The sequence below is a fragment of the Enterococcus alishanensis genome (genome assembly GCF_019218635.1).
In the GTDB taxonomy this organism is placed as follows: domain Bacteria; phylum Bacillota; class Bacilli; order Lactobacillales; family Enterococcaceae; genus Enterococcus_A; species Enterococcus_A alishanensis.
Genome location: NZ_JAHUZB010000007.1, coordinates 40212 through 58722, shown reverse-complemented (window position 1 = coordinate 58722; position 18511 = coordinate 40212). Strand labels below are relative to the sequence as shown.

Below are 18511 nucleotides of genomic sequence, written 5' to 3'. Positions count from 1 at the left end.
GAAAAACTCTTGAAAAATATGACATTAGGCAAAACAGACATGGAAGTTTCACGAATTGGTTTAGGAACTTGGGCGATTGGTGGCGGACCGGCCTTTGGCAACAAAGATAATAAGGAACAGTCAATTAAAACCATCCAACATGCCTTAGATTTAGGTTTAAACTTTTTAGATACGGCACCAGGCTATAATTTTGGCAACAGTGAAAAAATTGTCGGTGAAGCTATCAAAGGCAACCGTGAAAAATACACAGTTATCACTAAATTTGGGATTACATGGGAACGAGAGGGAGCTTTTTTCAACAAGGTTGGTGAACAATCATTATATAAAAATCTCTCAAAAGAATCGATTCGCTTAGAGGTGGAGTCGAGCTTAGAACGTTTACAGACAGATTATATTGATATTTACATGAGTCATTGGCAATCAGTAGAGCCATTCTTTACACCAATTTCTGAAACGATGGAAGTTTTAAATGAATTGAAAGCTGAAGGCAAAATCCGTGGAATCGGCGCGGCCAATGTTGATGTGGATCATGTCAAAGAATACTTAAAACAGGGACAATTGGATATTATCCAAGCGAAATATAGTATTTTGGATCGTCAAGTTGAAGAGGAATTACTGCCATTATGCAAAGAACATGGCGTAACTGTACAAGCTTATTCTCCATTAGAAATGGGTATTTTAACAGGCGCTATTGATAAAGATTATGTAGCACCAAAAGGGACTGCCCGATATGGAAAGAAATGGTTTGAGCCAGAAAACCTAGCTAAAGTAGTGGATATGATTGAACTTTGGCAGCCGTTGTGTGAAAAATATGATTGCAGTATTGCTAATTTAGCAATTGCTTGGATTTTAGCCCAAGGGGATAATATTAATGTTTTGAGTGGATCTACCACACCCGAAGAATTAGATGAAAATAGTAAAGCATTAGACATCCAATTATCAAAAGAAGATGTGGCATATATGCGGGAATTAGCAGAGAAAATTTCATAAAAATAGAAGTTGAATAAAATAAAGCGACCCTTTAAGTTAGCATAAAAGTCTAACTTAGTGGTCGCTTTTTTATAAACATCTGTATCTATTTTTTATTGTTGAAATTGTCTATTTTACCAATGAATATTCACTGGTGTTCCAGTTGGAATATTTTCGTACAACCATTTGGAATCTTCTACAGATAAGATAACACAACCAGCTGAAACCCCGTCACCTACGACGCCTAATCGTTCACCTGAAGACGCATCATAAGGACCGTTTTTTGAAGTAATTGGCACACTATGGAAAAGATATAAGGCATCTTGCCAACCAACTGCATAGTTTGCTCCGCCCCAAAGACTCCAAAAAGTATCTGCGCGATAACCGTTGATCTGATAATTGCCAGTTAAGGCTTGATATTTTGAATTAACATTTTGAGAAAGCATAGTGTAAATTACGTCAGCGCCTGATTTGATATATGTCCGTTTGTTATTATAAGAGACTTCAATATTCAAATTCGGCACAGCTAAACTAGGATAAGGTCCGCCGGTTGTATAGCGCCAGTAATCTTTTACCTCAGTAATTGCACTAGCTTCGACCCAACCAATCGCTGTATCAGGAAAAGCAATTTCGTAATAGGTGCCATAGTTAGTTTTTACTTCTGTTTTTAAAGTAGCTACTAAATTGGCATAATTTGCGGTATTGCCAACGACACTTGAATTGCCAGTTTGAGCTGCATTTAAAATGTCTGTGTTAGACACACGACCGTGTCGGTTAGTTAAACGATTGATACTATGGATGCTTTCTCCATCATAGGTTGGTTCACTGATACCATACCAGCCAATTGCTTCATCCTTCCATCCAACATCAACTAAAGAATTAATTTCATTTTTATCATAAGTATAATGGTGGGAGCCAGATACAGCATTTGGGTTATAGGCACGATAAATGGCTAATTCTTCTGTTTCCGAAGAATACCAACCGATGCCTTCATCTTTCCAACCTTGTTCAACTAAATAATCTGCTTCTCCGCGGGATAAAGTATAATGATGATCGCTGGCATTTTCATTGTACATCCGATAAACTGGTTGATCACTCGCTTGTGGGGCAACCCAACCGATGCCTTCATAATTCCAGCCGAGATTCACTAAATTATCTCGTTCCCCTAAGTTGGCTGTATAAAAATGTTCGCCTGAATTTGGATTATACATCCGATACATTTTTTGACTGCCCTGGTTGGCAGCTGATGCTGAAGAGCTAAAGCAACTTATTGCTGCTAAGATACCAAAAACACTCAATAATATTTTTTTCAAATCATCAATTCCTTCCTAAAATATTAATTGTAACTATTGATCCTAATTAAAACACACCTACAAAAACGTTACCACAAAATCAGCGGAGGGTAAATCACTATTTGTGAGAGTCGAGATTTTTTTGAAATAATTTGACTCCCTCAAAAATCTGTGCTAATAATAGTGGCACATACTAAATAGATGACTTGAAACTGTTCGCCGGAAGAGTTTCAATTACGGTCAGAGAGATCAACCCTAGGCTTTAAGGTTGATTTCCCTGGCCTTTTTTATTTAGTAAATATTTATTACAGGAGTTTTTTAACATGGAAATTGCTAAAAAAATTCTGACTTATGAAAGTCAGTATCAAACGAAGGTCGCTAACGGACTCAGTCAAGCCGATGTCGAAAATAGGCTCGCTGAATATGGTGAAAACCGTCTGCCGGAAAAACAGCCTAAGTCCTTCCTGCAATATTTAATTGATGCTTTAAAAGACATCACGATTATCATTTTACTGATTGCGACAGCCCTATCGACTTACGTGGCGCTCACCAATCATCCTGATGATTTAACCGAACCGATTGTTATTTTCGGGATTGTCTTATTAAACTTATATCTATCGATTAATCAACAAAAAAAAGCCGAAAAATCGATGGATAAATTAAAATCATTCAGTATTCCGCAAGCAAAAGTCAAACGAGTAGAGGGAACGGAAACAATCGACAGTACTAAAATTGTTCCCGGTGATATTGTTCTTTTAGGAGTCGGCGATCGCGTACCAGCCGATGGCGTTTTAGTTTCGGCTACGGACTTTTTAGTTGATGAATCTTTCTTAACTGGAGAAAGCGAGCCTAGCGAAAAAAATCCAAATCAATTTTCAGCAGCTGATGCGTCTTTAGGTGATCGTAAGGACCGCGTGTTTTCCGGCTCACTGGTAACTAGCGGCAAGGCGGAAATGATTGTTACTGAAACTGCTGATAAAACGGAAATCGGAAAAATTTCTAATTTACTACAAACAGAAGAAGTAAAACCAGCTCCATTACAAGTCAGAATGCAAAAGCTAGGAAAAATCTTAGGTGCGGTTGCTATTTTTGCCGGCTTATTAGCGATAGTGATTGGTTTGTTGCGTGGTTATCCTTTGACAGAAATTTTGATGATTGCTATTTCTATGTCTGTGGCGGCAATTCCGGAAGTTTTACCGGTCGTGGTTACGATTTCTTTATCTTACGGTATGAGCAATATGGCTAAGAAAAATACTATCGTTCGCACACCAATGGCAGTTGAAACTGTCGGAAACTTATCAGTTATTTGTTCAGATAAAACCGGTACGATTACACAAAATAAAATGACCGTAAAAAAAGTTTGGCTGCCAGATGGGGGACTTAAAAAAGTTGACGAAACTTTATCAGCTGACGAAAAAAAATTAATCCAATATTTCTATTTAGCTAGTGATCGAGAAACTGGCAATCCGACTGAATTAGCCATTAACAAATTAACGCAAAATCAATTTACTTATTCCGAAGTGGAAACCTTTATGGCGGATTACCAAAAAATTAAAGAAGTTCCTTTTGATTCCAGTCGTAAGCAAATGACGGTGGTTTATCAAGTCGATGACGGTTTCCTATCGATTACCAAAGGTGCTTTTGACCGGCTGAAATTTCAAGATCAGCCGCAAGAAGCTGTGGCTATCCACGATGAATTAGCGGCTGATGCTTACCGAGTATTGGCTTTAGGCTATAAATTTTGGTCAACCAATCCACAAGATTTCACAACTGATCAATTAGAAAATGAGCTAACTTTTGGTGGGTTTATTGGTATTATCGATCCTGCCAGAGCAGAAAGCGCCCCCGCAGTTGCAATGGCTAAAAAAGCTGGTATTCGGACAATTATGATTACCGGCGACCATTTGCTTACTGCTAAAAAAATCGCTCGTCAAGTCAATATTTTAACCGATGGCCAAAAAGCCATGACTGGGGCCGATTTGGCAAAGCTATCTGACGAAGATCTAAATCAACAAATTGATCAATACAGTGTTTTTGCTCGAACATCACCAGAAGATAAAATTCGAATCGTTAAAGCCTTACAACAAAATAATGAAGTAGTGGGAATGACTGGCGACGGTGTAAATGATGCGCCCGCTTTAAAAGCAGCTGATGTTGGTATCGCTATGGGTGGCGGAACAGAGGTTGCGAAAGAAGCAGCCGATATGGTTTTATTGGATGATAACTTCGCGACAATTGTTGATGCGATTAAAGAAGGACGTCGGGTCTATAGTAATATACGTAAATCACTTTATGCGATGCTGGGTTGTAATATTTCTGCCTTGTCGATTGTATTGATTTCTCTATTAGCTGGTTGGGGAGCGCCGGTAACAGCGATCCAGTTATTATTGATTAAAGTGGTGGCAGACGGCATTCCTGGTTTTAGTTTGTGTGTGGAACCGGCTGATGATGATATTATGACACGTCAACCAATCAAAAAAGGCACCAGTATTTTTGCTGGTGGCTTGTTGAAAAATATTGTCGATATTTCGATTGTCTTTACAGTGTTAAGTTTGATTGCTGTGGTGGCAGCCAAATATACCAACTTGTTTGCTGGAAATAATAGCATGATTTTCTTAGTGCTTGGTTTGACAACGATTGTTCATATGTATAATTGCCGAAGTAAACGATCCATTTTTAAACTAGGTATTTTAAGTAATAAACTGTTGTTAACGACCACAATTGCCGGTTCAATTATTCTGATGCTAGTAGTTATTACGCCAAGTGTCGGCAGTGTTTTCGGATTAACCAATATATCTGGATTAAGCTGGATTTTAGTCGCTATACTTTCAATTATGCCGCTGGTATATGTGGAAGTGAAGAAACGCTTAGGATTGTTTGGTCAAAAAGAAAAGAATCTGAATTTAGGAAAATCTTATAAAGTAAGCTAATTGATAACTCGTGAATGAGGATTTTTCATCCTAAAAAGTTTAAAGGGGTGAGAAGATCATTCGCGGGTTTTTTGTGTTTTATAAAGATGGTATGATTAAAGGAAAAAGGAAGTGAAGCAATGATTGAAATCGCAGAAGCACAAGTTTTGTCGCAACAAATGAAAAAAGAACTAGTGGGCAAAACCATTAGTCAGGTATCCTTTGGTAACTCGCCCCATCGTTTTGCTTTTTTTTCGACAGAAGAAGAGACTTATGATTTGTGGCTTGTGGGTAAGAAGGTTGAACAAGTTTCCAGTGTTGGCAATTATGTTTTATTGGAATTAGCAGATTGTCGTTTGTCTTTTAGTGAAGGCTTGAATTTTTATTGGCTATCAGCAGGAGAAAAATTACCGAAAAAGTATCAATTTTCCCTCACTTTTTCTGATGGTTATATTTTAGCTTGCTCAGTTAGTATGTATGGCGCTATGATGTTGCAAAATGAGGCACTGCCAGGAAACGAATATTTTCAAGTGGCGGTAGAAAAACCCAGTCCACTGAGTGAAGATTTCAATCAGGCATACTTTCAAAAATTAGTAGCTGAAACCAAGCTAACTATTAGTTTAAAAGGTTTCATGGGAACTGAACAACGGATTCCAGGACTTGGCAATGGCAGTCTCCATGATATCTTTTTTACGGCAAAGTTATTACCTAAGCGGAAGCTGAATACATTATCTCCTGAAGATATCACTGAATTGTATCAAAGTATGAAAACGGTTTTGGCAAAAATGGTGACACAGGGAGGTCGGAATATGGAAAAAGATTTTTATGGACAACCTGGTGGCTACCAAACAATTCTTTCCAGCAAAACTTGGAAAAATCCGTGTCCCCGTTGTGGTAACGAGATTCAAAAAGTCAGCTTTTTAGGTGGAACTGTTTACTATTGTGAAGGCTGTCAAAAATAATTAAAACCACTTTAGTCAGAAATCTGCTAAAGTGGTTTTTTTTACATCAAAAAGAAACTTTGTTGATTAAGTGAAAGTAACCAAGAAAGTCCATGAGCATTTTTAAACTGGCGCTGGCTTTTTGTGTTTTCCAGTAAAACTTTATTTTCATTTGTATCCTCTAAAATATATGATTGTTTATTCATGTGTCACCCAAAAAAACAACTCAAATCAATGAGTTGTTGAAATTATTTTTTATCTTTTAATAGGAAGGAACAAATAACTGCTGGGATCATCACTGCTGCTAAGACAAAAATAACCATTGATAAACTGGAAACATCAGCAATTTTTCCAAGTATTGGTGAAGTGATCCCACCGACACTGACAGCTAGTCCTAAGGTTACACCGGAAGCTAGGCCCATTTTATTTGGCAAGTATTTTTGTCCTAGAATGACCATGGAACTGTAAGGAATAAATAGTAATAAACCGATGGGAACAACTAAAATAAAGGCCAGCGCGACATTTCTAGTCATGCCTAAAGCAAACAGTAGTAGAGGAACTGCTAAAAAACTCCAGACAATAATTTTTTTATGCCCGTAATAATCAGCCAAGCGTCCACCGATTAATGTGCCAGTCGCGCCGACAATGAACATCAAACTCAATGCAAAACTACCGCTAGAAGTACTTTGTTGTAAAGTGTTGACCCAGTATAAAGCTAGAAAAGTATTTAAGCCATAAAAAGCAATCGAACGCCCAATCAAAACAACTGTCAAAACACCAAACATTTTCCAATCATCTTTTTCTTTTGGTTCTGTACTAACACTTCCTGAAAAAGTAAATTCTTCGGCAATACGATTTAATTTCGGTAAAGTTAAGGTGAAGATAAGAGTTAAAATTGCTGTTGGAATTAATACTACTAAAACACCGCGAATGCCCCAAAGATTGACTAAAGCTGTCGCTGTAATTGGACCAATGGCAAAACCAATATTTCCTCCAAAAGTAAAAATACTCATGCCTTGTCCTTTTTTAGTTAAGGAAAGAGTGTTTGTTAATTTTGCTGCATCAGGATGATAAGCGGCAATCCCGATCCCACAAATAGTTACCCAAAAAATTAAGGCATTATAGGAATTCGCAATCCCTAATAAACTAAAACCGATGCCCACCAATAAAACAGCAACCGGCAAAATCCAGGTCGTCCGGTATTTATCCGATAAAAAACCAAACAATGGCTGAATAATCGAAGAAACTAAATTCATAGCAAAAATCAAACCAGCTGCCACTGCATAAGCATAATGATGTTCCGCGATTAAAAAAGGCAAAAGTGCCGCTACCGCTCCTTGAGTAAAGTCTGCAAATAAATGTCCGGTAGCTAATAAATAAGTATATTTTTTATAATTCAAAATCTTCGCCTCACTCTGTAATATAATCTAATAATTGAAACATCACTGCTTTATTTTCAATCGGGACAGGAGTTTTCAAAATATCTTCTGCTGTTTGGTTTAAAAGATTATCTTTCGTATAGTTGCCGTCATTGATGACGATCTCTCTTAAATCATCTGCCTGTGGTTCAAAGTGAAATTGTAAACCAATCACACGATGATTCATAACAAAACCTTGATTTTCCAATAAGTCACTAGAAAAAAGTAAATCAGCACCTGCTGGAATTTCAAAAGTTTCTTCATGCCAATGAAGAGCCAACAATTCAGCTGGTAAATGAGGAATCGTTTTAGATTTTAAATAGACTGGAGCAAAACCAACTTCTTTGGGCCCTTTAGTAATTTGATATCCCAAGGTTTTAGCAATTTGCTGAGCACCGAAACAAGCCCCAAAAATTGGAGTTTCATTTTCTAATAGCTGAGCAATTAATTCTCGCTCTCGCAAAATCCATTCAGTGGAATCGTTGGGACTCATGGGGCCGCCTAAAATAATTAAAAGATCGGTTTCTGCAGCACTTGGCAATATATTATATTGATAGGGATGATAAATAAACATTTGATGATGATGTTTTTGTGACCAAGATTGGATTGATCCGGGTCCTTCATTTGGGGTGTGTTGTAGAACATTTATCCGCATTAATAATTTCCTCCAGTTAATTCATCTGATGAATTTAAAAACATCATATGATTTATTTTCGTGGAAGTCAAGAGGGAAATCACGATAATTTAGTTGTATTTTACTGAATTTTGTATTATAACTAAATGTAAATAGAAAACATCTGATGAATATTGGAGGCCGCCATGAAAAATCAAAGAAATCTTGTGAACGAAACGATTGAAGCTTTATTGAATTATATCGCAGAAAATGATTTAGCTATTGGAGCAAAGATGCCCACTGAACCCCAACTCGTTGAAATGTTAAAAGTCGGTCGTTCTACTTTGCGGGAAGCGGTCAAGATCTTAGTTTATTCTGGTGTGCTGGAAGTCAAACAAGGTTCAGGAACTTATGTAAAAAGCCGCCAGTTAACGACTGAATATACGGATGAAAATTTAATGACAGTGAAAACCATGTTAGAGATTCAAGCCGCCGAATTAGCAGCAGCCGCAGATTTACCGGCTGAACGGTTGATTATTTTGAAGGAAAAATTATTTGAACGGAATAAACATTTAGAGGAAGGGGAGTTCTCAAAATATATTTTGAGTGATTTGGCTTTTCATTTGCAAATGGTGGAATTGTCGGGAAATCCTTTTTTACTTAAATGGTATAACGAAATATATCCAGATTTGATCACGTTATTAAGTAGTCAAATCTTAAAAATTGATGCTTTTCAGGATACGATTGTTTTGCATAATCAAGTATATGAAGGAATTATCGAAAAAAATCCGGAAAAAGCTCGAGCAGCGTTGATTGAAATTAGTCAGGCAAATTAAAAAATCGCGACCTTGAAGTAGGTCGCGATTTTTTATTCTTTTACTTTGTAACGAGCTTGTTTAAACATACTGATATCGTCATTTTCTTTGTCTTCTTTGTACTGTACAAATTGGACTTTAGGTGAATAGTTGATTTGATGAGCTTCTCTTAAGCCTTCAATATCTAAAGCATAAATTTTATTATTCTTAATTTTTTGCGAAAAGACTTGGTGATTGGCGACATAAACATAAGTTGTTTTTTGCTCATCAATGTCTTGGCTACGAAAAGTCAGCTGATTATCTTCAGTTGTAATGGTATCTGTCAACAATTGAAAATTCCCCACACCAGTGTCTTGTTTAGTAGCAATAGCAAGATTTTTTTGCGTATCTGAATCGACTGTCTCATTGACGATTGTTGCCGAACAGCCTGTCAGAAATAAACCAACAGTAAAAAGTAGCCCTAATAACATATTCTTTTTCATTTTGTTAGCCTCCTTTGTAAAAGTATAACAGACTAAATCGAGAAATCTTCCGACTAAAGGCTGATATCAGTCAATTTACATTTAATTTTCGTGGATTTATGCTACACTATGGGTAACAATTATGAAAACAAAGGAGAAATTTGCTTGAAAATTGTTGGAATTGATTTAGATGGAACGTTGTTGAACTCGTCACAAAAGATTAGTCAGGAAAATGCTGCCGCGATTAGCCAAGTGTCAGAAGATGTATTTCCGTTTATTTGTTCGGGAAGAGAACTAGGTGATATTCAAAGATTATTGCAAACCGTTAATTTAGAGATGCCGATGGTGGCTTTAAATGGAGCCGTTGCTTATGATAAAGGAGAACTATTGTACGATCGCGAAATTTCGCAAGCAGACGTACAAGCGATTCATCAAGTGATTGCTGACTTTCCGCTCAAAGTTTATACTAATGAGAAAAAGTATGAATGCGCTGATTATGTAAAAAAGGCAACCGAATTGTATCAACAAAATGCAGCTGATTTCCCTGAAAACAGTTTGAAATATTTATTGAAATATGAAAATACTAGCAAAGGAACCATTTTTGAAAGTATTAATGAAATTTACCAAAATAAACAAATGAAAGTTTATAAATTTTTCGTTTATTTACCAAGTATTTCTTTAAAACAAGCCGCGATGAAAAAATTGAATCAAATTGAAGGCATCAACGCAACAGAATCAGCAGAGGACAATATAGAAATTATTGCTGGGGACGTTTCAAAAGCCTTGGCCTTTACAAAAATTACACAACATTATCAATTTCATAATCCTATGACGGTCGCAATTGGTGATAGCTTGAATGATTTAGAAATGATCGAAGCTGCTGATATGAGCTTTGCCATGGCTAATAGTCATCCAACAATTTTAGCAAAAGCTAGTCATTTGACAGTTTCAAATGATGAACATGGTGTGGCGCAGGCTTTTGAGAAACTACAATTAGCATAAATAAATGCCCAATCTGAATTGTCAGATTGGGCATTTTTTATTTTTAAATCGGTTGATACTCTAAAACGGCTTGATAAGTAATGACTTTCATACGGCGATAAAATTCTGCCGGCAAATCACGCCAAGCTTTTAAAATACGATTAAAAAAATGATCGTCGGCTTCAACAACGTATTCACTTAAGAGTAAACCGAGAAATTTCTTCTCTTGAGTCAATAATGTTTGATAAATTTCTTTGGCTTTTGATTCATTATCTATCACATAAAGAGTGTTAATCTCCACATAAGCGCCTTCGATTCTTTCTGTTTCTTCAATAAAATAAAGTGATTTTCTTTGTTCCGTCATAATAATCATCCTTTCTATCATTCAAAGTATATTTATAAAAAACCATTCAAGTTTAATTTTCCAACTAAATTAAGAAACAACAAAACATGACAATAGCTGGATAAATAATATAGTCTCGATTCATTCGTTGACCATCAGCATAAGCTTGCCAATGGAATAAATAATGTACAATTAACCAACCAATTAATGTTCCTAGGGTATTCATCATCAAGTCATTGACATCAGTAATTCGGCTGAAAGTAAACATCTGACTTATCTCAATCGTTAATGAAAAAAGGAAACCATATAGCAAAGTATTAGGAAGACGTTTGAATTGTGGCCACATAACTGGTAAAGCAACACCTAATGGTATAAAAAATAAAATATTCAGTAGCGTGGAACCATCAATGATCTTTTGAAACGGGATCAAATTAAAATTCGGGTGAAAGATTGACTGATTGATTTTCCACATTTCGGTCCATTCTGTCAAATCTGGAAATCCGACTAAATAGCCGATGGCTGCAATCAAATAAAAAATAAGCAACAGGCTCCAAATAAAATAGTGGAGATTGATTCGTTTTCTTTCAAGAATTAAATAAGTACCCCAGACGCCCATATAAATAGCAACATCCATGATTTCACCTCCTGTTTTGTAACTAAGCTCAGTATAGGTGAGGAATCTTTAGTAACCGGAAATATTCTGAGACCTTTATCAGAATAATTAGGAAGAAGCTGTGAAGATGTTTAGGAAAAGAATAATTTCTCTAGGATTTGTTTAAGACCAATCAAAAACTGTCTATTTAAGAAAAAAATGATGAAACCTTCTATTTTCCTAATAGAAGTGAAAGGCGGTACACTTATTTGGAAATAAAATGAAATTTTCAAAAAGGTGGGAATGATTATGTACCAAGATTTAGAAAATAAAGTCGCCGTGATTACAGGAGCATCTAAAGGAATCGGAACAGCGATTGCAGAACGCTTCGGTAAAGAAAAAATGAAAGTCGTGGTTAATTACCATTCAGATGAAACAGGTGCCCAAGAAACCGTTGCAATCATTAAAGAAAATGGTGGGGACGGGATTGCCGTTCAAGCAGATGTAGAAACGGAAGAAGGTAACCAATTATTATTGAACCAAGCTATCGATAAATTTGGCGATTTAGATTTATGGGTCAATAATGCCGGCATGGAAAACAGTCATGAAACTCATGAACTATCGTTGGAAGATTGGAACAAAGTCATCAATGTGAATTTGACAGGGGTCTTTTTAGGAGCGAAAACAGCCTTAGCTTACTTCGTTGAAAAAAATAAAAAAGGCAATATCATCAATATGTCATCTGTTCATCAACAAATTCCTTGGCCAACATTTGCCCACTATGCGGCATCAAAAGGTGGCGTAAAATTATTTACCGAAACAATTGCCATGGAATATGCTGAAAAAAATATTCGAGTGAATAATATCGGACCAGGAGCAATCAATACACCGATTAATGCGAAAAAATTCGCTGATCCTGAACAACTAGCAGCGACAACTGCGATGGTTCCAATGAAAAAAATTGGAGAGCCAGAAGAAGTTGCCGCGGCAGCAGCTTGGTTGGCGTCAGCTGAATCAAGTTATGTGACAGGCATTACTTTATTTGTAGATGGCGGCATGACTTTATATCCGGCTTTCCAAGATGGTAAAGGTTAGGAGGAAATAATGATGGGAATTTTTATCGCGTTACTTCCTGCATTAGGTTGGGGAATTATGCCAATCTTAATTGGAAAAATTGGCGGAGAACGAACCAATCAAATTTTAGGAACAGGAATTGGTTCTTTAATTGTTGGGTTGGTAGTTCATTTTGCTTTTTCAACTAGTAGTATTTCTTGGCCAGTTTTCTTGATTAGTTTAGCCTCAGGCGCTTTTTGGGTCATCGGTCAAACGGGACAATATCGTTCTTTTGAAATTATGGGCGTATCTGAAACGATGCCGATTACGACAGGTTTTCAACTAATCGGAACTTCCGTGATTGGTGTTTTAGCATTTGGTGAATGGCCAGGAACAACCAATAAATTAATTGGTGTCGGTGCACTGATTTTGTTAATTATTGGTGCTTATTTAACTTCGATTAATGATAATAAATCAGGTAACAGTCAAGTCATTAAAGGCATCATGGTATTGTTACCAACTAGTATCGGTTACTGGGTCTACAGTGCGTTACCTAAAATGGTAGACGCTTCTGGTTTATCAATTTTCTTTCCACAAATGTTGGGGGTCTTTTTAGGGGCATTGATTTATGTGCTGACTCATGACCGTCAAGTGATTACTGAGAAAAAAAGTTGGCTGACGACGATTGTCGGTATTGTTTTTGCCATTTCAGCTTTAATTTATATCTTTTCTGCCCAAGAAAATGGTGTAGCGACGGCTTTTGTGTTCACACAATTAAATGTGATTGTCGCAACTTTAGGCGGCATGTTGATATTGAAGGAGAAAAAATCGCCGCGAGAATTTCGTTTCACTATTGCTGGTCTAGTTTTGATTGTGGTAGGTAGCATTATCACAGGCTTTATTTAGGCTTGTCAAATGCTTATTTTTAACGGACAATAAAGTTAAAAAGGAGCGAGATCAATGGAGCCATATAAAATTCATTTTTACCAAGTTGCTGCTGAAAATTTAAGTAAGAAGTTGTCCCGTAGAAATTTTGATGTGGAAATTTGTCAGACATTAGCTGAGGCCAAAGAAAAAGCCTTAGAGATGATTCCATTAAATAAAACTGTTGCTTTTGGTGGATCGCAAACATTAGTCCAATCAGGTATTTTTGATGCACTTTATAAACGGGGACAAACAATGATTGATCGTGAAAAAGCCAAGAATTTAACTGAACGGCATCAAATAATGAAACAAGCGCTAACGGCGGATGTTTTTTTGACCAGTATCAATGGTATCTCTGAAGATGGTCATTTAGTGAATGTCGATAATGTCGGCAACCGCGTGGCGGCCATTACTTATGGTCCAGATAAAGTGTTGGCTTTTGTCGGTATCAATAAAGTTTATGGTGACTTGGAAACGACGATTAAAATGGTACGAGGACAAACTTCGCCGATGAATGCCCATCGTTGGGATTTGAAAAATACGCCTTGTGCTAAAAAGGGCATCTGCGGAGACTGTCTGCAAGAAGAATGTATTTGTAATACAGTTGCTGTGACTAGACGCTCATGGCAAAAGGGTAGAATCACTATTTATTTAATTCTAGAAGAAGTTGGACTTTAAAAAAGTAAGCAGCAATGCTTTCTTTTTTTTGCTTTGATACTCTATTGAAGGATGGGCAGTCTACAATAATTTATCTGCGGTAATCACCCGATAATTATGTGAGTTCACTGTTACTCTGACTTTCAAAGTCGAATTTGATATATAAAAATTTTTACCTTTTTTCTCGATAATACTATCTGGTTTGGCAATTGTTTGATAGATGAAAGTTTCGATTTCAGGAGGTGTTAACTGCAATTGTAGCTTCTTATTGATTCGTTGATAAACCAATTCAGTGTAACAAAGAGAGGTGAGAATTTTTGTTTTCATAAGTATCCTTTCTGTTAAGACGCCTAATTTATAGTATAAAAATAGTAATTGCCATTAATGATACATCATTATTCGTTTATTTCGTCAATCAATCGAGTAAGATCTTCTTTAAAAATATAGTGGCTAAATTGTTTACTTAAAACTTTGCTGATATTACGATAGGCAAAAATTGGTGTATTAGGCAAGGTATAATAATAAAGTCCATTTTCCTGATATATCGGTTGGTCAACTGTAGTAAAATGATTGCCTTCAATCGCGTTACCTGCATCGGCAGCAATGTCAATAATCAAACTACCTTTTTTCAATTGTGCCTGTTCAGCTAAAGTCATGATTGGCTCAGCCTCATCGCCAACTTCAATCCCATTAATGACAATCGAATACTCTGGTAAAGGTTCTTTAAATTCTGGCATGGTTCTGCGAGTAAACATTCGCACCGTTGGGGTCATTTTTGAAACTGCATGAAATGCACCCTGGGCTGTATTGCCAGCACCTAGTATCGCAACAGAATTGTCATTATCAGGCAGCAGTCCATAATTCAAAAGGGCATGAAGGGTGCCGGCATAGCCAGCATAAAAACTATTTTGGTAAATATAATTTCTGGGAATGATTTTACTAGGATAAGATTTTCCTTGATAGAACATCGTCGGTCGGCGATTGTCTAAATCCAAAACATATAAATTTTTCAGAATGGCCTGGGTTTTCATAAAATCTTTGCCAGAACCTAATGGATGGGTCCAGCCGATAATAATTTGGTTAGGTCGAATCAACTTATAATCAGTCGGTTGAATAATCTTTAAAGAAAAAATAGCATCGCATTCCGCAAAAATCTCTGGTCGAGACAAAATTGTACAACCAGCATTCCAATAGGCTGCATCATCAATATCTAAATCACTGCCAAAACCTGATTCAATAAAGATAGCGTTTTCAAATTTATGAATATCTTTTGGTAGGAGAGGCAAACGGCGTTCATTGGGAAAATTTGATTTTATCAAACCTAATTTCATTTTAATCCTCTTTTCTGTTTAAAAAATATAGGAACCAGCAAAGTCGTCTCAAATTAAGTGTAACATGCCTGGACTACTTTATTACCCGTTTAAATTCAATAAAAAAAACAACCGCTAAAAATTATTTTAGCGATTGCTTTTTTTATTCATAAATTTATTTCATTTCATCTTTAACTTCGTTGTAAAGGTCTGCTCGTTTACCAGAAGTTGCTAAAGTTGAAAGTTCTTGTGAAGCAGTGTGATCAAAAGCTTTATCTTTAGAATCTGAAACTGACCATACGCCTGAAGAGAACGGTGTTTCAAAATCGCCAGATGAAGTGTTTTCGATAGTTATTTTGTACATATTATCTTCTTTAGTAACAGTTACTTTCATGAAGTCACTAGATTCACCATATTTTAATGAGCCGTTGTCTTCAGTGACTGCCATTGAAGTAGTTTGATTTGGTGCTTCAAATAAAGCGATTTGGTCCGTGATATCAACTGTTTTATCGTCTTCAAACATTGATTTAGATAATGCTACGCCACTTTCCGCTGCTGGGGCAAAATACCAACCCATAGCACCTGATGCTGCGTGCATGAATGCAAAGTGTAAATATTCTTCATTGCTTGATGCAGGAACTTCAAAGTTTACTGAATCACCAGGTTTAGTGATTTCTTTCGCTGATTTGTCTTCGCTAGTATCTTTACCAATGATTTGACCATATTTTTCTTTATCAGATTTTTCAGAACTAGATTTTGCTGATTGACTGGTTTTGTCTGAACTGCTTGCACTCGAGCCAGAGTTTGAATCGTTTGTGCCACAAGCCGCAAGTAAAACAGTCATCCCAGCTAATGTAATACCTCCGATTAATACTTTTTTAAACATAATAACATCTCCTAGATAATTTTTATATTTCAATTCGTTTTGTAGTTTATGCCGAAAAAATGGTTTAGGCAATTAATTGAATTTCACAATTAAAATAACAATAGTCATTGTTTTGTTTTTATTAATTTGTTCGACTGAATCGTGCGAATTTTGCCATAAAAAATGAATTAGCTGAGTAAATTTGCCATGGAATATCAGTTATAAAGAAAGGGTAAAGAATCTTTCAATAAAATACAAACAGCACAGATTGGGAGTATAGACACTTGTGTTTTAGGAGGCTATTCCATATCTTTTTCAACCATGTGGTAAAGATCAGCTCTCTTTCCAGAAGTTGCTAAAGTAGAAAGGGCTTCTGAAGCAGTATGGTCAAAACTTTTTTCTTCCATATCGGTTACAGCCCAGACGCCAGAAGAAAATAGTGTTTCAAAATCGCCAGAAGAAGTATTCTCAATCGTGATTTCATACATGACGTTTCTCATCTTAACGGATGTTTTCATAAAATCATCAGCAGGATCTATTTCAAAGCGGCATCCTCTTCGCTGACTTTTTTAACAGTCTCAGCATTTGGTGCAGCGAATAAAGAAATCTTGTCGGTAATGTCGATGGTATTTTCATTTTCGAACATTTATTCTATTTTTTTAGTCTTTAAAAAATGAAAGGGTTTCGTTATTCGAAGTGATTAAATTATTTTTTGATAGTGATGAAAGATGAATAGACGGGGAACCTATAAAAAAAAGATTAAAAAAAAGCTATCGCTGATTCGCGATAACTTAAAGGGATTTTCTCAATTCAAATAGGTTAGCACCTAATCCGCTTTTTCCTGTTAAAATATCTAATTCGAAAAAGATTGGCGGCTCATTTTCGGTAAGACCAGGGTAGTCCTTAACTGCTTCGTCGATTTTAGCATGGTTTGTTAATTTTGTTAGATAAGTCGTTTTAGGTAGTTGCAAAACTTCTGGATGCTGGGCGTTTTTTTCATTTGGAGTCAAAGTCAGAAATAAATAAGATTGGTAGGCACCTTCACGAAACAAATATAGTGTCCCCATTTCATAAATGACATCTAAGCCCAATGAAAATACTTTCTTAATTAATTTTGTTAGACCCCGGTGAAATTCCTCCGAGCCAAGCGCCCCATCAAAAGGCTCCAGCCAATAATCGGTTGCTTCCAGGGTCAAGGTTAATTCCTGCAGACCTTTTTTCAGCGTTTCACCACGCTGCATTTCATTTTTTAAATCCGCTAAAAAAAGTCGATGCTTTTGATATAGTTCAATTTTGGTTTCGACCATGCGAATACCTTCATCAATAATTTGCTCGACATCGACAATTTCTCCGTCAGCTGTCATAAAGTCTTTTAATTTTTTTAAAGGAATACTCAATTCAGCACACAAACGAATCATTTCTACTAAATAAATATGAGATTCGGAATAATAGCGGTAGCCATTTTCTGGATTCACATAAGCTGGCGGTAAAACACCAATCCGATCATAATAGCGCAAAGCTTTGACGTGAACCCCGGAAGCTTCGGATAGTTTACCGATTGTGAGAAATTTCTTATCAAACATCATAATCTCCTTGACCTTCCCTTGAAGGGATAGTTTATAACTAATGGTAGCATATTTCAGCGGAACAATAAAAAAATTTCGTGAGATGTGAAATAAAAACGTAAATAAGTGTTAGAGGTGAAATCATGAATTTGAAAAAGTTGTTAAATTATTTGTTGCGACGCTTTACTGAAAAGAAATGTCCCAGTGAACAAGCGATTTTGTTAGGAAGTAAGAAGCAAGCAATCTGTCACTTTGTCACCTGTGAGGAATTCAATCAAAATGTCGAAAACTCTTTGGAAAAAACCAGAGAAATCCTAGCCAATGTCAAAGGCAATCTAGTTATCAACGGTAATTTAACTCAGACAGTGATTTCAAAATTAATTAAACTGTCTCAAATCCAAAATCGTCAATTTATCGTGGTGGTAAATGACGGCTACAATTTATCAATTACTGATGATGTCAATAAAGCCCAAGACTTGGCTGTTATTATAGAAGAAACTGAATAAAAATTAAAAGATAACGAGGTGAGCATGATGCAAAAGACGACAAATATCTGCTGTCCACAATGTAGTGAACCAACGAAATTAATCATTGAAAACTCAGTCAAATTGTACCAATACCCACTTTACTGCACCAAATGCCAAAAATCCTTTCTGATCGATTTATGTGATTGTAAAATCACCGCCATCAGCCATTCAAAATAGTCCACTAACAAGCAGCTTTTAGTTGCTTGTTTTTTTAGATTTCCTTAATAATTGTTTATAGATTCCTGCTATTTTGTTCAAACTAAATTCATAAACACT

The 18511-nt window shown here is 36.2% G+C and carries 22 protein-coding genes; 10 read left to right on the top strand and 12 right to left on the bottom strand.

What is annotated here, in order from left to right:
- Positions 1-18: 18 nt before the first annotated feature.
- Positions 19-990 carry an aldo/keto reductase gene (locus KUA55_RS15135; protein WP_281419048.1) on the top strand — a complete coding sequence of 324 codons (972 nt, stop codon included), beginning with the start codon at positions 19-21 and terminating at the stop codon, positions 988-990.
- 113 nt (positions 991-1103) lie between these two features.
- Here KUA55_RS15135 and KUA55_RS15130 read toward each other — a convergent pair whose 3' ends face one another.
- Entirely contained in the window at positions 1104-2282 is a 1179-nt protein-coding gene (locus KUA55_RS15130; protein ID WP_218327227.1) for a L,D-transpeptidase family protein, read from the bottom strand.
- A gap of 302 nt (positions 2283-2584) precedes the next feature.
- Between KUA55_RS15130 and KUA55_RS15125 the strand changes: the two genes are divergently transcribed.
- Positions 2585-5191, top strand: a complete 2607-nt coding sequence (locus KUA55_RS15125; protein WP_218327226.1) for a cation-translocating P-type ATPase — start codon at positions 2585-2587, stop codon at positions 5189-5191.
- 119 nt (positions 5192-5310) lie between these two features.
- Positions 5311-6132 carry a DNA-formamidopyrimidine glycosylase family protein gene (locus KUA55_RS15120; RefSeq protein ID WP_218327225.1) on the top strand — a complete coding sequence of 274 codons (822 nt, stop codon included), beginning with the start codon at positions 5311-5313 and terminating at the stop codon, positions 6130-6132.
- Positions 6133-6173: 41 nt separating this feature from the next.
- Here the strand turns inward: KUA55_RS15120 and KUA55_RS15115 are convergent, their stop codons facing one another.
- From KUA55_RS15115 to KUA55_RS15105, 3 genes are read right to left on the bottom strand one after another with little or no spacing between them, the layout of a single operon-like run.
- On the bottom strand, positions 6174-6317 hold the full coding sequence (locus KUA55_RS15115) for a hypothetical protein (protein ID WP_218327224.1): 144 nt from the start codon (positions 6315-6317) through the stop codon (positions 6174-6176).
- A 42-nt stretch (positions 6318-6359) separates the two neighbouring features.
- Positions 6360-7511, bottom strand: coding sequence for an MFS transporter (locus KUA55_RS15110; protein WP_218327223.1), 1152 nt, complete (start codon positions 7509-7511; stop codon positions 6360-6362).
- 10 nt (positions 7512-7521) lie between these two features.
- Complete coding sequence (locus KUA55_RS15105) at positions 7522-8184, bottom strand: type 1 glutamine amidotransferase (protein ID WP_218327222.1); 663 nt, start codon at positions 8182-8184, stop codon at positions 7522-7524.
- 164 nt (positions 8185-8348) lie between these two features.
- Here KUA55_RS15105 and KUA55_RS15100 point away from each other — a divergent pair, with 164 nt between their 5' ends.
- The gene (locus KUA55_RS15100; protein ID WP_218327221.1) at positions 8349-8978 is read left to right on the top strand and encodes a FadR/GntR family transcriptional regulator; all 630 of its coding nucleotides are present in this window, start codon (positions 8349-8351) and stop codon (positions 8976-8978) included.
- A 32-nt stretch (positions 8979-9010) separates the two neighbouring features.
- Here KUA55_RS15100 and KUA55_RS15095 read toward each other — a convergent pair whose 3' ends face one another.
- A complete protein-coding gene (locus tag KUA55_RS15095) occupies positions 9011-9439 on the bottom strand; it encodes a hypothetical protein (RefSeq protein WP_218327220.1) in 429 nt (142 codons plus the stop codon).
- 144 nt (positions 9440-9583) lie between these two features.
- Between KUA55_RS15095 and KUA55_RS15090 the strand changes: the two genes are divergently transcribed.
- Positions 9584-10420 (top strand): HAD family hydrolase, encoded by an 837-nt coding sequence (locus tag KUA55_RS15090; RefSeq protein WP_218327219.1) that lies wholly within the window; start codon positions 9584-9586, stop codon positions 10418-10420.
- Between the two features lie 43 nt (positions 10421-10463).
- Here KUA55_RS15090 and KUA55_RS15085 read toward each other — a convergent pair whose 3' ends face one another.
- Entirely contained in the window at positions 10464-10763 is a 300-nt protein-coding gene (locus tag KUA55_RS15085; RefSeq protein ID WP_218327218.1) for a hypothetical protein, read from the bottom strand.
- Between the two features lie 64 nt (positions 10764-10827).
- Positions 10828-11376, bottom strand: a complete 549-nt coding sequence (locus tag KUA55_RS15080) for a VanZ family protein (RefSeq protein WP_218327217.1) — start codon at positions 11374-11376, stop codon at positions 10828-10830.
- A 267-nt stretch (positions 11377-11643) separates the two neighbouring features.
- Between KUA55_RS15080 and KUA55_RS15075 the strand changes: the two genes are divergently transcribed.
- Genes KUA55_RS15075 through KUA55_RS15065 form a run of 3 tightly spaced genes read left to right on the top strand, consistent with a single transcriptional unit; the run spans position 11644 to position 13989 of the window.
- Entirely contained in the window at positions 11644-12429 is a 786-nt protein-coding gene (locus tag KUA55_RS15075; RefSeq protein WP_218327216.1) for a glucose-1-dehydrogenase, read from the top strand.
- Positions 12430-12441: 12 nt separating this feature from the next.
- On the top strand, positions 12442-13293 hold the full coding sequence (locus tag KUA55_RS15070; RefSeq protein WP_218327215.1) for a GRP family sugar transporter: 852 nt from the start codon (positions 12442-12444) through the stop codon (positions 13291-13293).
- A gap of 54 nt (positions 13294-13347) precedes the next feature.
- A complete protein-coding gene (locus KUA55_RS15065) occupies positions 13348-13989 on the top strand; it encodes a lactate utilization protein (protein ID WP_218327214.1) in 642 nt (213 codons plus the stop codon).
- Positions 13990-14049: 60 nt separating this feature from the next.
- On the opposite strand, the gene KUA55_RS15060 is transcribed toward KUA55_RS15065, so the two are convergent.
- From KUA55_RS15060 to KUA55_RS15040, 5 genes are all read right to left on the bottom strand, one after another.
- Positions 14050-14295: a DUF3781 domain-containing protein gene (locus KUA55_RS15060; protein WP_218327213.1), complete on the bottom strand. Its 246-nt coding sequence runs from the start codon at positions 14293-14295 to the stop codon at positions 14050-14052.
- Positions 14296-14363: 68 nt separating this feature from the next.
- The gene (locus KUA55_RS15055; RefSeq protein WP_218327212.1) at positions 14364-15299 is read right to left on the bottom strand and encodes a Rossmann-fold NAD(P)-binding domain-containing protein; all 936 of its coding nucleotides are present in this window, start codon (positions 15297-15299) and stop codon (positions 14364-14366) included.
- Between the two features lie 154 nt (positions 15300-15453).
- Complete coding sequence (locus KUA55_RS15050; RefSeq protein WP_218327211.1) at positions 15454-16164, bottom strand: hypothetical protein; 711 nt, start codon at positions 16162-16164, stop codon at positions 15454-15456.
- Between the two features lie 278 nt (positions 16165-16442).
- Positions 16443-16631, bottom strand: a complete 189-nt coding sequence (locus tag KUA55_RS15045; RefSeq protein ID WP_218327210.1) for a hypothetical protein — start codon at positions 16629-16631, stop codon at positions 16443-16445.
- A gap of 303 nt (positions 16632-16934) precedes the next feature.
- Positions 16935-17726 carry a MerR family transcriptional regulator gene (locus tag KUA55_RS15040; protein ID WP_218327209.1) on the bottom strand — a complete coding sequence of 264 codons (792 nt, stop codon included), beginning with the start codon at positions 17724-17726 and terminating at the stop codon, positions 16935-16937.
- Positions 17727-17851: 125 nt separating this feature from the next.
- Here KUA55_RS15040 and KUA55_RS15035 point away from each other — a divergent pair, with 125 nt between their 5' ends.
- Both KUA55_RS15035 and KUA55_RS18770 read left to right on the top strand, forming a co-directional pair.
- A complete protein-coding gene (locus KUA55_RS15035) occupies positions 17852-18214 on the top strand; it encodes a DUF1694 domain-containing protein (RefSeq protein ID WP_218327208.1) in 363 nt (120 codons plus the stop codon).
- A gap of 24 nt (positions 18215-18238) precedes the next feature.
- Positions 18239-18412, top strand: a complete 174-nt coding sequence (locus KUA55_RS18770; protein ID WP_425514624.1) for a cysteine-rich KTR domain-containing protein — start codon at positions 18239-18241, stop codon at positions 18410-18412.
- Positions 18413-18511: the final 99 nt, after the last annotated feature.